General features: G+C 60.7%; 13 protein-coding genes. 12 read left to right on the forward strand and 1 reads right to left on the reverse strand.

Annotated elements, in window-relative coordinates; translation table 11 throughout:
• The first annotated feature begins 72 nt into the window (after positions 1-72).
• The gene (locus GS424_RS03785) at positions 73-729 is read left to right on the forward strand and encodes a TetR/AcrR family transcriptional regulator (protein WP_160943429.1); all 657 of its coding nucleotides are present in this window, start codon (positions 73-75) and stop codon (positions 727-729) included.
• 83 nt (positions 730-812) lie between these two features.
• Here GS424_RS03785 and GS424_RS03790 read toward each other — a convergent pair whose 3' ends face one another.
• Entirely contained in the window at positions 813-2612 is a 1800-nt protein-coding gene (locus GS424_RS03790) for an FAD-binding protein (RefSeq protein WP_160943483.1), read from the reverse strand.
• Positions 2613-2935: 323 nt separating this feature from the next.
• Here GS424_RS03790 and GS424_RS03795 point away from each other — a divergent pair, with 323 nt between their 5' ends.
• From GS424_RS03795 to GS424_RS03845, 11 genes are all read left to right on the forward strand, one after another.
• Complete coding sequence (locus tag GS424_RS03795) at positions 2936-4357, forward strand: helix-turn-helix transcriptional regulator (RefSeq protein WP_244977666.1); 1422 nt, start codon at positions 2936-2938, stop codon at positions 4355-4357.
• A gap of 144 nt (positions 4358-4501) precedes the next feature.
• The gene (locus tag GS424_RS03800; RefSeq protein WP_160943428.1) at positions 4502-5209 is read left to right on the forward strand and encodes a sugar transferase; all 708 of its coding nucleotides are present in this window, start codon (positions 4502-4504) and stop codon (positions 5207-5209) included.
• Positions 5210-5974 (forward strand): WecB/TagA/CpsF family glycosyltransferase, encoded by a 765-nt coding sequence (locus tag GS424_RS03805; RefSeq protein ID WP_160943427.1) that lies wholly within the window; start codon positions 5210-5212, stop codon positions 5972-5974.
• Entirely contained in the window at positions 5964-7013 is a 1050-nt protein-coding gene (locus tag GS424_RS03810) for a polysaccharide biosynthesis protein (RefSeq protein WP_280527518.1), read from the forward strand. Before GS424_RS03805 ends, GS424_RS03810 begins: the two co-directional genes overlap by 11 nt.
• Positions 7010-8200 (forward strand): polysaccharide biosynthesis C-terminal domain-containing protein, encoded by a 1191-nt coding sequence (locus GS424_RS03815; protein WP_160943426.1) that lies wholly within the window; start codon positions 7010-7012, stop codon positions 8198-8200. Before GS424_RS03810 ends, GS424_RS03815 begins: the two co-directional genes overlap by 4 nt.
• A 2-nt stretch (positions 8201-8202) precedes the next feature.
• Positions 8203-9345, forward strand: a complete 1143-nt coding sequence (locus GS424_RS03820) for a UDP-N-acetyl glucosamine 2-epimerase (protein WP_160943425.1) — start codon at positions 8203-8205, stop codon at positions 9343-9345.
• 3 nt (positions 9346-9348) lie between these two features.
• Complete coding sequence (locus tag GS424_RS03825) at positions 9349-10458, forward strand: glycosyltransferase (RefSeq protein ID WP_218958881.1); 1110 nt, start codon at positions 9349-9351, stop codon at positions 10456-10458.
• 28 nt (positions 10459-10486) lie between these two features.
• On the forward strand, positions 10487-10756 hold the full coding sequence (locus tag GS424_RS03830) for a hypothetical protein (protein WP_160943424.1): 270 nt from the start codon (positions 10487-10489) through the stop codon (positions 10754-10756).
• Positions 10753-11976 (forward strand): glycosyltransferase family 4 protein, encoded by a 1224-nt coding sequence (locus tag GS424_RS03835; RefSeq protein WP_160943423.1) that lies wholly within the window; start codon positions 10753-10755, stop codon positions 11974-11976. The genes GS424_RS03830 and GS424_RS03835 overlap by 4 nt, the downstream gene beginning before the upstream one ends.
• 28 nt (positions 11977-12004) lie before the next feature.
• Complete coding sequence (locus GS424_RS03840; protein WP_160943422.1) at positions 12005-13291, forward strand: O-antigen ligase family protein; 1287 nt, start codon at positions 12005-12007, stop codon at positions 13289-13291.
• Between the two features lie 61 nt (positions 13292-13352).
• Positions 13353-14507 (forward strand): polysaccharide pyruvyl transferase family protein, encoded by a 1155-nt coding sequence (locus tag GS424_RS03845; protein WP_160943421.1) that lies wholly within the window; start codon positions 13353-13355, stop codon positions 14505-14507.
• Positions 14508-14518 lie beyond the last annotated feature (11 nt).

The raw sequence follows: 14518 nt of genomic DNA on the forward strand, positions 1-14518 counted from the left end.
TTCGAGGGGCGCGGGGCGGGCGGCAGTCGTGCTATGCTGGGCGAAAAGCGGTGCTGGCAGGAGGGACGCGACGTGGATGCGGGAACCGGGAAAAGGCGCAAGAGCGGGTTGACGCGGGACGGCATCGTCGATGCGGCGTACCACATGATCGACCGCGACGGCATGGGCGCGTTCACGATGCGCGCGCTCGGCGCGGAGCTGGGCGTGTCGGCCATGGCGTTCTACGCGCACTTCTCCTCGCGCGAGGAGGTGCTCGTGGCGGTGCTCACGCGTTTCATGGAAACGCTCGACACCGACCCGGTGCCGGGCGAGCGGTGGGACGACACGCTGCGCCGCACCATGACGTCGATCCATCGGGAATACTGCGCGCACCCCCACATGAACGACATCGACCTCGACCCGCGCATCGCGTACGAGGGCCTTGCGGCGCACACCGAGAAGATCGTGTCGCTCCATTTGGACCAGGGGATGCCCGAACCGGTGCTCACGAAGGCGTGGGCGATGATCGATGCGTTCCTCACCGGTTTCAACGGCAGCGCGATCGCCGCGGCGCAGCGTCGGCAGGCCGACGAGGAAGCGGGTGCCGCAGTGGACGACGCTCCCGTGTGGCAGCGTATCGTGGACGCGGCGTATTCGGAGGAGTCGTTCGCCAACGGCGTGGAGATGATCATCATGGGCGTGCGCGGCCTGGCTTCGCCCGATCCCTGCGCCTGGCGCACGCCTGAATAGGACGCGCCCCGGAGGAAGCCGGGGCGCGTTTGGGGCGCCGCGCGCGGGAGGGATGCGCGCGGCCGATCGGGGATGCGCGCGTCTTACTGGGCGGCCAGCAGCTTCACCACGTGGAGCGCCTCGGTCATCGTGCGGCCGCAGGCCACGCCGTGCATCTGGTCGGGGTAGTTGCCGCTGAACAGCGAGCCGGAGCAGTCGCCGGCGCAGTACAGGCCCTCGATGGGCTCGAAGTCGGTGTTGAGCGCCTGGCAGTCGGCATTGATGCGGACGCCGTCGATGGTGGTGAGCAGCGTGCCGCCCAGCGTGGCGCCGAAGAACGGCGGGGTGCGCAGCTCGGACAAGCGGTAGGGCTCCTTGCCGAAGTCGGCGTCCTCCTGCGCGTCGTACAGCTCGTTGTAGCGTTCGCACGTGGCGAGGAAGGTCTTCTTCGCATCGGCGTCGAAGCCCAGCTTGTCGGCCAGCTCCTCGAGGGTGTCGGCCTTTTGCAGGCGGCCGTCGGCGAGCTCCTTCTCGAAGTACTTGTCCAGATCGTACGAGCCGTCCTCCTTCTTGGCGCCGAGCACGGCCTGACGGGTCATGGCCGAGCATCCCAGCGTGTGGAAGCGCTGCACGTCGTCGCCGAAGTTGCCGTCCCACACGCTGACGTACACGCCGCCGGGCTGCTGGGCCGCGGCGTGGGGCAGGTAGTCGTAGTCGGCGGACTCGAGGGCGAAGCGCTCACCGCGTAGGTTGACCTTGAGGAAGGGCTGGGTGCCGGGGTTGAACTGCCCGTTGCCCGGCCATTGGGGATTGCCGGCCTTGACGGACTCCTCGGTGTAGCCGGCGGTGGTGCCCGGGGTTACGAGGCCGCGGTCGAAGATCATCGTGGCGCTCGTGATGTCCTTCACGGCGCCGGCCCACAGCGCCGCCTTGATACCGTCGCCCGTGTTGTTCTGGTTGTAGCCGAGCGCGGTCACCGACGCGGTGGTGATGGGGGACAGCGAGGACAGCATGGCGGGGTTCGCGGAGTAGCCGCCCGTGGTGAGCAGCACGCCCTTCTTGGCGTTGATCTGCACGTTGCCGTTGTCGGTCTTGAAGATGGCTCCGGTCACCTTGCCCGCGTCGTCGGTGACGAGCTTCACCAGCTCGTGCTTGTAGGAGATCTCGTAGCCGTTGTCGTTCATGACCTGCTCGAACAGCTGGTTGCGGTCGGGCACGCCGTCGCGCCCGCCCTCGGCGTTGGCGTAGTGGTGCTCGCCGCAGGGGGTGTAGAACTCGGTGGCGCCCATGCCGCCCGGCATCTCGAACTCGTCGGCGATGACCACGGCGCCGGCCGCGCTCATGTACTGGTCGACGTACTCGAACATGTCGTTGCTCTCGTTCATCCACATGTTGATGAGGTTGTGGTCGCAGGTGCCGCTGGAGTAGCGGGCCCACTCTCCGTGCAGGCGGGCGCGATCGGTGTGATAGCCCTGGTCGGTGAAGGGCTTGGTGTCGACGGCGTTGAACCAGTGGCGCGTGGCGCCCACCTCGGTGCCCTTCTCGCACAGGATGAAGTCCATCTTCTGATCGGACGCGTACGCGCCGGCGATCATGCCGCCGTTGCCCGCGCCGACGATGAGCAGGTCGGTGTCCTTCGTCTCCGCGATGTCGCCCGTCTCGGGCGCGGCGCCCAGCCAGTCCACCGTGATGGCGGCGCTGCCGTCGTCCACGGCCACGGCGTTGTTGTCGGCGACGCCTGCGGTCGCGCCCGCGGCGCTCGAGGCGTTCTCGGCTTCGGCGGTGCCTGCGGCCTTGGGCGCGCAGCCGCTCAGGCCGAGCGCTGCCAGCGCGCCGAGGCCCGCGGCGCCGCCGAGAAAGCTGCGGCGCGAGATGCCCGCGGCGTTCGTTCCGGTCGTTCCGATCGTGTCGTTCGTTCCCATGATGATCCTCCTGTGCGTTGCGATGCGTTCGTGCGGTTCCGGGTGGGAAACCGCTTCCCTCGCCGTGCATCCTACGGCGCTATGCGGCGCTTGAAACCACCCTGCCGGGGGCGTTTCCGGCAGGTTCGCAGGTGGTGCACCGCTCCCCCTGCGGGGGTGATTCGCCTTGAATCGGCTGGTGAAAGGCAGGCTTGGCGAGGATAACCGGCGCGCTCGGCGGCGGTTTCGCCTACAATGGGAGCAAGCGACGAGGGGAGGGAACCTTGCAGTCAATCGTGGAGCGCGCTCGCGGGCTGGGGAGCGCCATGAGCGTTACCGTGGCGGCGTGCATGATCGCGCTGGGCGTCATGGGATGCGCCGGGGGCGTCCTGAACGCCAGCCTGTACGCGCGCGTGGCCGAGTACTACGGCATCGCCCGCGAGATATCGACGCTGTCGTCGGGCGTCCTGTTCCTGGCCGTGTTCCTCGTGGCCACGCGCAAGCCGTCGCTGCTCGATCGCCGGCTGCTGACGGTGGTGGCGCTCGGCTGCGCGATCACGGCGGCGTTCGTGCTCGAGTTCGCGCTGCGCCTCGCGGACGGCCCTTTGACGGTGGCGGGGTTCCTGTTCTTCAACGCGGCCTCGTCCTGGGCGTCCGTTTTGCTGGCATCGGCGCTTTCCTCGCTGAGGTCGTCGAGGGCGGTGCTCGTGAGCGTGGTGTGCGGCATGGCGCTGGGCGAGGTGGCGCGCGTGGCGCACCCGATCGTTCCGTTCGAGATGGGGGTCATCGAGGTCGTGGGCGCGTACGCGCTCGTCATCGTGCTGCTGTACCGCCGCAGCGCGCCGGTGCTCGACGAGGTGGCGCACGGCGCGCCCCCTGCGAGCCTGGAGCTTTCCAACCCCGAGTCGTTCCTGCAACCGGCCCATGCGCTGTTCCTCTGCGTGGGGCTGTTCAGCGTGGCGACGGGTTACGGGCTCACGCTCAACGAGGTGTCGCACGCGCCCATCAGCGTGAGCATCTCGGCGTTCGTGCTGGTGGGCGTGGCGCTGTGGATGCTGTTGTCGCGCAGCGAGAGCAAGGAGGACCTGCTGTTCTCGTTCTCGATGCTGCTCGTGGTGGCCGGTTTCATCATCGCGCCGTTCACGTTTTTGACCGACCTGCCGTCGGCGAACGCGCTGCTGCGCATCGGCGCGCGCTGCTTCGACATGCTCGTGTGGCTCGTCGTGCTGGCGGTGGGTCGCCGGAACCTGCTGGCCCTGCTGCCCACGTTCGCGCTCGTGCGCTTCATGGGTTCCGTCGGCACCGACGTGGGAGCTATCGCGGGCCACACGACGAACGACCTCGTGGGCACGAACAGCGACGCGGCCATGCTCATCGCCGAGGCCGTGCTGTTCGCGTTCGTCGCGTTTCTGTGGCTGGGCTTCCGGAGGTTCAGCTTCAGCGACACCATCCGCGGCGTGGTGGGCGTGAGCGGCGGGACGGCGTCGGCTGCGGTCGGCGGGGAGCCGGAGCCGCAGGAGCTCAGCATCGAGGAGCGGTGCGCCGAGCTGGGGGAGGCGCGCGGGCTGACCGAGCGCGAGACGGAGATCTTCGCCATGCTGGCGCGCGGGCGCAACGGCCAGTTCGTCATGGACCGCTACGTGGTGTCGCGCAACACGGTGAAGAGCCACGTCAAGCACATCTACGCCAAGCTCGACGTGCATTCTCAGCAAGAGCTGATCGATCTGGTGGAGCGCGCGGGGGAGTAGGGACGCCGGTAGTGTACCGATTTTGGTACAGATGGCGTCGCGGTTTGTCAGTTGTGCGGGGTCATGGTGACCCCGCACATTTCGCTATCACTCGATAAGCGCGGTTATGTAAAGTCGAGCGAAACCCTCGGGGATACGGAGCCGATGGCCGCTTCCGACGTGGCGTTCCTCGCCCCCGAACTGGTCTCCGAGGCCGAAGGACCCGTCCCCGTCCCCGAGCGCGCCGACCGCCGCCTCGCCTACCGCTTCGTCAAGCGCGCCTTCGACATCGCCTTCTCGCTCGCCGCGATCGCCGTGCTGCTCGTCCCCTCGATCGCGCTCTGCGTCGCCATCCGCCTCGAGAGCCCGGGCAACCCCCTGTACTCCCAGAAGCGCGTCGGCCGCATCGGGCGCGACGGGCAGGTGCGCACCTTCGACATGTACAAGTTCCGCTCCATGCACAAGGACGCCGACGAGCGCCTGGCGGAGCTCGCCGACCTCAACGAGGCCGACGGCCCGCTCTTCAAGATCAAGGACGACCCGCGCGTCACGCGCATAGGCCGCTTCATCCGCAAGCACTCGATAGACGAGCTGCCCCAGTTCCTCAACTGCCTCGCGGGCCAGCTCTCCTGCGTGGGCCCGCGCCCGCCGCTGCCCTCCGAGGTCGCCCAGTACGACGAGCGCGCCATGCGCCGCCTGTCCGTCAAGCCCGGCCTCACCGGCTACTGGCAGGTGAGGGGCCGCAGCGACACGACGTTCGACGACATGGTCGCCATGGACCTCGCCTACATCGAGGAGCGCTCCTTCGCGACGGACCTGCGGGTGATCGCGAAGACGGTAATAACGATGTTCGACGGCAAGGGGGCGTGCTAGATGGGCACGCAGCCGACGCGCAGGGCAAACGTCATCGGCGTCCCCATCTCGGCAGTTGACATGCATTCGGCGCTTTCGGTTATCAAGGACGGTCTCACGACAGGCGCTGCGCGGGGGTCATACGTGTGCGTGTCCAACGTGCATACCACGGTCATGGCGCACGACGATGCGGCGTACCGCGACATCCAAGCCGGATCGTTCCTGTCGCTTCCCGACGGGAAGCCGCTCTCCGTCCTGGGCTCGAAGGTCGCCCCCGAGATGGGGCGCGTGACCGGGCCCGATCTCATGCGCGAGGTGTTCGGGGATGGCTCTTCCAGCCGCCTGAGCCATTACTTCTACGGAAACACGGATGCGAACATCGCCGTATTGACCGAAAAGCTGTTAGAGGACTATCCCAACCTTCGGATTGCGGGTTACGAACCCTCTTTGTTCCGAGATTTGAGCGAGACCGAAGAGCAAGAGCTGTGCGATCGCGTCAATGTGTCGGAGGCGGACATCGTGTGGGTCGGCCTAGGGGCGCCGCGACAGGAAGAGCTGTGCGCGCGACTCAAGGGGAAAACCCAAGCGCTTATGGTAGGCGTAGGGGGCGCATTCAACGTGTTGGCCGGCATTACGCCAGAAGCACCAAGATGGATGCAGAATGCCAGCTTGGAATGGCTTTATCGTCTCATCCAGGAACCGAAACGGCTTTTTAAGCGATACGCCGTGACGAACACCCGCTTTCTATACTTGCTCGCGAAGGAAGGATGCTCCCTTGCTGAATAACGGAACGCTCAAAAACAAAACCCTCATGATCACGGGAGGCACCGGCAGCTTCGGCTCCACGGTGCTGAAGCACTTCGTGGATTCCGACGTCGGGGAGATCCGCATCTTCAGCCGCGACGAGAAGAAGCAGGACGACATGCGCCACGCGCTCCAGGAGCGCCATCCCGACAAGGCCGGCCGCGTGCGCTTCCACATCGGCGACGTGCGCGACCCCCAGTCGGTGCGCGACGCCATGCGCGGCGTCGACTACGTGTTCCACGCCGCCGCTCTCAAGCAGGTGCCCTCCTGCGAGTTCTTCCCCATGGAGGCCGTGCGCACCAACGTGATCGGCACCGACAACGTGCTGCACGCCGCCATCGACGAGGGGGTAGGCAAGGTGGTGTGCCTGTCCACCGACAAGGCGGCCTACCCGATCAACGCCATGGGTACGTCGAAGGCGATGATGGAGAAGATCATCTACGCCAACGCCCGCAACGGCGCCGGGCGCACCACCATCTGCTGCACGCGCTACGGCAACGTCATGTGCTCGCGGGGCAGCGTCATCCCGCTGTTCATGGACCAGATCCGCCGCGGCGACCCCGTCACCGTCACCGACCCGTCCATGACCCGCTTCCTCATGAACCTCGACGAGGCGGTCGACCTCGTCTGCTTCGCCTTCGAGCACGCCAACCCCGGCGACCTGTTCATCCAGAAGGCGCCGGCGTCGACCATAGGCGACCTGGCCGAGGCGGTGCAGGAGCTGTTCGGCCGCACCGGCACGAACGTGGTGGGCCCGCGGCACGGAGAGAAGCTCTTCGAGACGCTCATGACGCGCGAGGAGCGGCTGCGCGCCGAGGACATGGGCGGGTACTGGCGCGTGCGCGCCGACACGCGCGACCTCAACTACGACAAGTTCACGGTGGGCAGCGAGGTCCGCACCCAGGCCGACGACTCCTACACCTCGCACAACACCGAGCGGCTCGACGCGGCGGCGACCGTCGAGAAGATCAAGACGGCCGAATACGTGCGGGAGGCCCTCGCCGAGGGGGGTGCGCGATGAAGGTGCTGGTGACCGGCGCGAAGGGCTTCGTCGGGCGCAACCTCGTCGAGACCCTCAAATGCGTCCGCGACGGCAAGGACCGCCGCGCGCGCTACGCCCCGCTGCTGCCGCTCGAGGTCTTCGAGTACGACCGCGATTCAAGCGCCGCCGACCTCGAGGCGTTCTGCGCGGAGGCGGACTTCGTGTTCAACCTGGCCGGCGTCAACCGGCCGAAGGACGCCTCCGAGTTCATGGAGGGCAACTTCGGGTTCGCCTCCGAGCTGCTGGGGGCGCTCGAGCGGGCCGGGAACCGCTGCCCGGTGATGCTGGCCTCCTCCGCTCAAGCCTCGCTCGAGGGCCGCTACGCGGGCAGCGCGTACGGCGAGAGCAAGCTGGCCGGCGAGCGGCTGTTCCGCGAGCACGCCGAGCGCACGGGGGCCGACGTCCTCGTCTACCGCTTCCCGAACGTCTTCGGCAAGTGGTGCCGCCCGAACTACAATTCGGCGGTGGCCACCTTCTGCCACAACGTGGCGAGGGGCCTGCCCGTCCGCGTGGACGACCCCGCGACCGAGCTGGAGCTGCTCTACGTCGACGACCTGGTTGCGGAGATGCTCGAGGCGCTCCTCGGCAACGCGAGCCGCGGAGACGGCGGGCTCTGCTGCGCCGGCCCCGTCCACCGCGCGACGCTCGCGGAGATCGTGGGGCTGCTCCGCTCCTTCCGCGAAGCGCGGGGGACGCTCGACGTGCCCGACGTGTCGGCCGGCTCCCTCTCTAAGAAGCTCTACTCGACGTACCTGAGCTATCTCGACCCGTCGGACTTCTCCTACGCGTTGAAGGCGAACCGCGACGGGCGCGGCAGCTTCACCGAGGTGCTGCGCACGGTCGACCGCGGGCAGGTCTCGGTGAACGTCTCGCGACCGGGCGTCGTGAAGGGCCAGCACTGGCATCATGCGAAATGGGAGAAGTTCTGCGTGGTGTCGGGCGAGGGGCTCGTCCGGCTGCGCCGCGTCGGGACCGACGAGGGCGGCGAGCCTTACCCCGTCGTCGAGTACCGGGTGTCCGGCGAGGAGCCGGAGGTGGTCGAGATGATACCCGGCTGGACGCACAGCATCGCCAACCTGTCGGACGAGCGGGACCTCGTCACCCTCATGTGGGCCAACGAGCCCTTCGACCCCGAGAACCCCGACACGTACTACGAGGAGGTGTAGCCGTGGGCAAGCTCAAGCTCATGACCATCGTGGGCACCCGTCCCGAGATCATCCGCCTGTCCGAGACGATAAAGAAGTGCGACCGCTACTTCGACCAGACGCTCGTGCACACGGGCCAGAACTACGACTACGAGCTCAACCAGATATTCTTCGAGGACCTGGGGCTGCGCCAACCCGACGAGCACCTCGATGTCGTCGGCGGCAACCTCGGCGAGACCATAGGCAACGTGATCGCGCGCTCCTACGAGTGCCTCGCCCGCGTGCGGCCCGACGCGCTCCTGATCCTGGGCGACACGAACAGCTGCCTCTCCGCCGTCGCGGCGAAGCGCCTGCACATCCCCATCTTCCACATGGAGGCCGGCAACCGCTGCTTCGACGAGCGCCTTCCCGAGGAGACGAACCGACGCATCGTCGATCACATCGCCGACGTGAACATGTGCTACTCCGAGCACGCCAGGCGCTACCTCAACGCCGAGGGGACGGCCAAGGAGAGGACGTTCGTCACCGGGTCCCCCATGGCCGAGGTGCTCTCCGCCCACTGGGATCGCATCGAGGCGTCCGACGTCCTCGGCCGGCTCGGTCTGGAGGACAAGGGCTACGTGCTGCTGTCGGCCCACCGCGAGGAGAACGTCGACGACCCGCGCAGCCTCGATACGCTGTTCGAGGCCGTGAACGGCGTCGCGGAGCGCTACGGCCTCCCCGTGCTCTACAGCATGCACCCGCGCAGCGCCAAGCGCCTCGAGGAGTCCGGGACCGCGCTGCACCCGCTCGTGCGAACGCACGCCCCTCTGGGCTTCACCGACTACAACCGCCTGCAGATGGGCTCGTTCTGCACGGTGAGCGACTCGGGCACGCTGCCCGAGGAGGCCGCCTACTTCAGCTCGAGGGGGCTTCCCTTCCCGGCCGTGTGCGTGCGCACCTCCACCGAGCGCCCTGAGGCGCTCGACGCCGGCGCGTTCGTCATCGGATCGATCACCGCAGAGCGCGTGCTGCAGGCCGTCGACCTGGCCGTGGAGGCGGTGCGCTCGGGAGACGTTGCCTCGGACGTGCCCGACTACGTCGACGAGAACGTCTCGACGAAGGCGGTCAAGATCATCCAGTCCTACGCCGGCATCGTGGACCAGATGGTGTGGAGGAAGGGATAGGACGTGAGGTACGTCCAGATCAACAGCTTCTACAACGGGTCGACCGGCACCATCATGCGCAATCTGCACGAGGAGCTGAAGGAGCAGGGAGTCGACTCCTATATCTTCTGGGGGCGTCGCCACGAGACCATCTCCGATCACGAGGCATGCTGTGCTTCGAAGCTCGGCGTGTACGCTCACGGCATCCTCTCGAGGCTGACCGATCGAGTCGGGTTCTACTCGAAAAGAGACACGCGCAGACTGCTCGAACGACTCGAAGCAATAGACCCCGACGTCGTCCACTTGCACAACATCCACGGCTACTACATCAACATCGAGATGATCTTCGAGTGGCTCGCGAACCATCGCTGCCAGGTGAAATGGACCCTGCACGACTGCTGGGCTTTCACTGGGCACTGCCCGTATTTTACCTATGTCAACTGCGATCGATGGCTGGCAAGCTGTCATGATTGCCCTCAGAAGAGGGAGTACCCGAAATCGTTTCTCGCCGACGCGAGCGAGAGGAACTTTCATGACAAGAAGCACCTCTTCAATCTCGTTCCGCTTGGGCGCATGGAGATCGTAACGCCGTCGCAGTGGCTCGCCGATCTCGTCGGCAGATCGTTTCTCTCGAAGTATCCCGTAACGGTAAAGCACAACACCGTCGACCGTTCCGTGTTCAAGCCCACCCCCGGCGATTTCCGCAAGCGGTACAGTTTAGAGGATAAGTTCGTCATTCTAGGAGTAGCATCGCCATGGACCGAGCGTAAAGGTTTGGACGACTTCATGCGCTTGGCCCATTATCTTGATTTTTCGAAATGCGCAATCGTTTTGGTGGGGCTTAGCCTTAAGCAGATCAAGGTATTGCCGCAGGGCGTTATCGGTCTGACTCGCACCGATTCACCTCAGGAGTTGGTTGGCATCTACTCGGCAACCGACGTCTTCTTGAACCCGACACGTGAGGATAACTATCCAACAGTGAACCTTGAGGCTGAAGCGTGCGGAACACCGGTGGTTACTTACAGTACAGGAGGATGTCCCGAAACGGTGCGATGTGAGGGTTCGCGAGTCGTTGACGATCTGAATGGGGCAATACGCGCTATGAAAGAGATAAACGGCAAGGTGTTCGCTTGAGAATGAGAATTCAAATCCAAAGGACGTGATGATTTCCTTGAAGCGCGCAGATGCAAAGATCTTGTCGGTTATAACCTTTCCCCATGAACGCGTTATTGTTATTGGCCGATGCGATGGCAATTGGGGGCCTCTCGGTGTTGCCGATGCAGACAGATGCGAAGAGACGATTGCCAGCAGTACAAGTCATGCAGTTAGGAATCTTCCTGAGGAAATCGCCGCTTTTGCCTATGATAAGCATCCTGTACCTAAAAACGCTTCAGCTGGTTTATTAAAACAAGCATCGAGGGCTGGTTCGTGAAGCCGTTGAGAGCAGCAATAGTTGCTGTATGCGACTTCGATGTGAACCCGATGGGCGGGGAAGTGAGTCTGCTTAGAAACCTGCTTTCAGGGTCGACGGGTGACCCATCAACCGAGTACAGCCTTATCGGCTTGAGCTTCAACGGTGAAGAAACAGGGTGTTGGCAGGAGAAGGTCATTTCGGGGTCGAATTATAACTGGCTTCCCGTCGCAAGTATATCCCAAAACCTATCACGGTTCGTTCCCTTGAGATTAAGGATGGCTCTTGGATTGAGGAAGCACAGCAAGCAGATCTCCGAACGAAATTTCGATATTGTTTATTTCCATTCGGCCGAACTCTTCTCTCCGTTGCGATGCTTGAACGTCCCTTTGGTCTACCATGTACACGGAAATCCGTACTATACCGTAAGAATGTCTAGGTTTCCGCTTTTAAGAACCAGACCCTTTACCCTTTTCTACGACACGGTTATCGAGAGCGCACTTAAGGGCAGCGATCGTATTATCTGGGCTGCATGTCGTTCAAAAGATGAGTACTTCGACTTAGTTCCCCATCTCAAACCGACGCTCGAGGATAAGATCGATATTGTCCATTCCTCGTTTGACGCTATGCTCGATTTGATTCAGGAGGAGACCCTCGACTCTCGATTTAAATACATTATCACGGTAGGCAGGTTGTCGCGTATTAAGCATATCGACTTCATCCTCGAAGTGTTCGCGTCGATTCAAAAAATACGAACAGATATTCGTATGCTTGTCTGCGGAAGCGGCGAGGAAGAAGATGCCCTCAAGGAAAAGGCGAACATACTCGGATGTGGGAAGTCCGTTACATTTTTTGGGAATGTAGACAAGCATCGGCTTGCGTCCTATCTGAATCAATCGCGAGTTTTCCTATTCGCCTCCGAAAGCGAAGCTCTGAGTCTAGTGGTTCTTGAAAGCCTCCACATGGGAACTCCCGTGGTGTCCACTTCGGTGGGAGACGTTCCATTGGTTATCGAAAATGAGTATGTTGGATCCATTGTTGAGGGATGGGACGAGAAGGAATTCGTGCAAAAAGCTATTCACTACCTTGATGCAGGCGAAGAAGAACTGAAAACAATACGTTCCGCATGCGGAAAGGCTGCGTCGCGGTATACCCCTGAGCGAATGGCTTCCGAGATCAACAAGGTATTGCATTCAACTTACGACGCAAGCCACAAGGTTCAGGATGCCGACAATAAGTAATCTGATTTTGTCGAAGGGGGCATTCGTAGTGCGTGACCCGTCGAGCGGGGTAGTAAAACTTTTATATCTTCAGCTATACATGACGCTGTTTTTGGACGGCATAAACGAGATCGCTACACATTTCGGCTTTCCTATACCCCTAGGACAGGTCATTCGAGCAGTTTTCCTTGTTGTGGATATGTTGGTGGTGTTCAGCCTTGGTAGGCGACGAGATGTGCAGATAATGATTCTGTGTATCGCTTTCTTCGCATTGGAGTCGCTGCGTGAGGTTTGTTTCGGTTTCTCCGGCGTAGTTGCCTCGGGAGTCTATTGGAGCAAGGTGCTCTCTTGTATCCTTATTTTTCTGGCGATAAAAGCCTCTTATCAAAGAGGGCTATTGAACAAAAAGCAGATGGATGGCTTTTTTAAACTGTCCATTATCATCATCCCTCTGTTTTTTCTCATGCTGACGTATGCAGGTGTGATGAGCCTCAACCAAAACGATGCTGGTGCCTATGGTTCGATCCTCTCGAAAAACGCCCTTACGTCAGTGCTTCTAATCCTGTTCACGATGTCCTTGAAATTTGGATTCGAAAGTCCTATTCGTCTCATATGGACTTTGATCGTTATGCTGTGTCTGGTGTTGCTTGGATCCAAAGCGGCGCTCATCTTGGTTGCTCCTATTCTCGTACTGAGCATGTTGCATCAAATGGGGAAAAAAGGCGAGAGACGGTTATGGTCCTTTTTACTGCTCGGCATCGGCGTTATCGTGGGCCTTTCGATATTCGGCGATCGCATAAACGAAGTTATCGAGTCCCAGCTGTTCCGTCTCCATTACGTAACCGCAGTTCAGGGTCAATCATGGATAAACTATCTCTTTTCTGGACGAAACAGTCTTCTTGAAGCTGGATTCACGACATTTGTTAGCGGAGCTACTCCGCTTTCTCTCCTAGTAGGCGACGGGTTTTATTCTGTTACGCATGGCGTGGCGAACATAGTTCAAAGCTCAGGGGATGTTCGCGGCATTGAAATGGATTTGTTTGAAATCCTTTTTTCTTCAGGGCTGGTTGGGCTTTTTTTTATTTTACTGCCGGTTGTCGAAGGAGTAGGGGCGCAGAGGACAAACAAGTCGCGGGATAGGTTTCTTCTTATCCTGGCCTTGATTGTCGTACTTGCATTTTCGATCTTAGGGGGACACGTGTATACGGAGGGCATGGCGTCGGAATATTTAGGAATCTTCCTGGGGTATCTCACTATGAAAGACAGCAAAAATTCTCAGGACGACCAGATTCCAGGGCAGACGAGTCAAAGCTCGATCAGCGAAACATCGTCGTAGAATTATGCCTTCGGGCAAGCATTCAAGAAATTCGAAAAGTTCCGTATGAGGGAAGTAAAACATGAAGAATAGAATTGGCATTATGACAAGCGAGGAGTCGTTTCTCAACAACTATGGTGCCGTATTGCAAGGATTTGCATTGTTTACCGTGCTTAGAGATATGGGTTTTGATCCCCAGATCATTCGATACGATGGTCTTCGAAATCAAGCGACAAACAGGGGCAAGATCGCGAGCTTTATCAATTCTAGCGGGAAACTTAAACGCATTATTAATAAGGTAAAGCGGAAAAAGATAAGCGATCAGATAATTGGTAGGACAGAGCTTTTTCGCGCTTTTCAGGATAAATACATGGTCTTTTTTTCGGAGAAAAGGCACTGCTGGGATTCAATCCGGCACGATCCCCCTCAGTTCGATCAATATGTGTGCGGGAGTGATCAAATTTGGAATCCTGTATTCAAAGGAAATGCTAACGACAGAGGGTATTTTCTCGATTTCGCACCTTTGGGAAAACGAAGAATTGCCTATGCTCCTAGCGTCGGGGTGAACGTTCTTCCGGCGGAATGTTCAGATGAGTTCAATGAGCTGATTTTGAAATTCGACAGTATCTCAGTTCGCGAACGAAGCGGGGCGAGAATTATCGAAAGCCTAACTGGCAAGGAATGCTTTGTCGCCCTTGATCCAACCTTACTGTTGGAACCAGAGCGCTGGCGTGGTATGGAAGTGCCGTTAAAGAATATACAAAATGAATTTGTTCTTGTCTATCAATTTCGTAGCTCCGAGTTTCAAGTTCAATCCGTCGAGATGCTTTCAAAAGCGCTCGGTCTCCCCGTGGTCTCCATTGCTCTTTCTGAGGCATCGCTCGAAACTCCGTTTGAGAAGCGTTTCGATGTCGGCCCGTCTGAGTTTCTTTGGCTGGTCGACCATGCTCGCTTTGTTTGCACAGATTCGTTTCATGCGACTGTGTTCTCAATCCTGTTTGGAACCCCTTTCATAGTGTTCGAGAGGGAGAAGATCGGTAAGGCGGGTGCCGATATGAACTCGAGAGTAAGCAATTTGCTAGAAACGTTTGATCTTTCAGAACGTATAGTAAAGCAGGAGGCCGATCTCTCTCGCATTGATCTCGAATCGTGTGACTTTTCTACTGCTTGGGACGCGTTGGTTTCTACGAGGGCTTTGTCGATCAATTATCTGAGAACTGCACTTGAGACCCCCTAAGACGGGAAGAC

It is taken from the genome of Eggerthella guodeyinii, from assembly GCF_009834925.2.
In the GTDB taxonomy this organism is placed as follows: Bacteria; Actinomycetota; Coriobacteriia; order Coriobacteriales; family Eggerthellaceae; genus Eggerthella; species Eggerthella guodeyinii.

What these genes read in the sequence shown, in the direction of transcription:
- GS424_RS03795 (WP_244977666.1), top strand. Translation starts at nt 2,936, where the DNA reads ATGAGCGTTACCGTGGCGGCGTGCATGATCGCGCTGGGCGTCATGGGA.
- GS424_RS03800 (WP_160943428.1), top strand. Translation starts at nt 4,502, where the DNA reads ATGGCCGCTTCCGACGTGGCGTTCCTCGCCCCCGAACTGGTCTCCGAG.
- GS424_RS03805 (WP_160943427.1), top strand. Translation starts at nt 5,210, where the DNA reads ATGGGCACGCAGCCGACGCGCAGGGCAAACGTCATCGGCGTCCCCATC.
- GS424_RS03815 (WP_160943426.1), top strand. Translation starts at nt 7,010, where the DNA reads ATGAAGGTGCTGGTGACCGGCGCGAAGGGCTTCGTCGGGCGCAACCTC.
- GS424_RS03830 (WP_160943424.1), top strand. Translation starts at nt 10,487, where the DNA reads ATGATTTCCTTGAAGCGCGCAGATGCAAAGATCTTGTCGGTTATAACC.
- GS424_RS03845 (WP_160943421.1), top strand. Translation starts at nt 13,353, where the DNA reads ATGAAGAATAGAATTGGCATTATGACAAGCGAGGAGTCGTTTCTCAAC.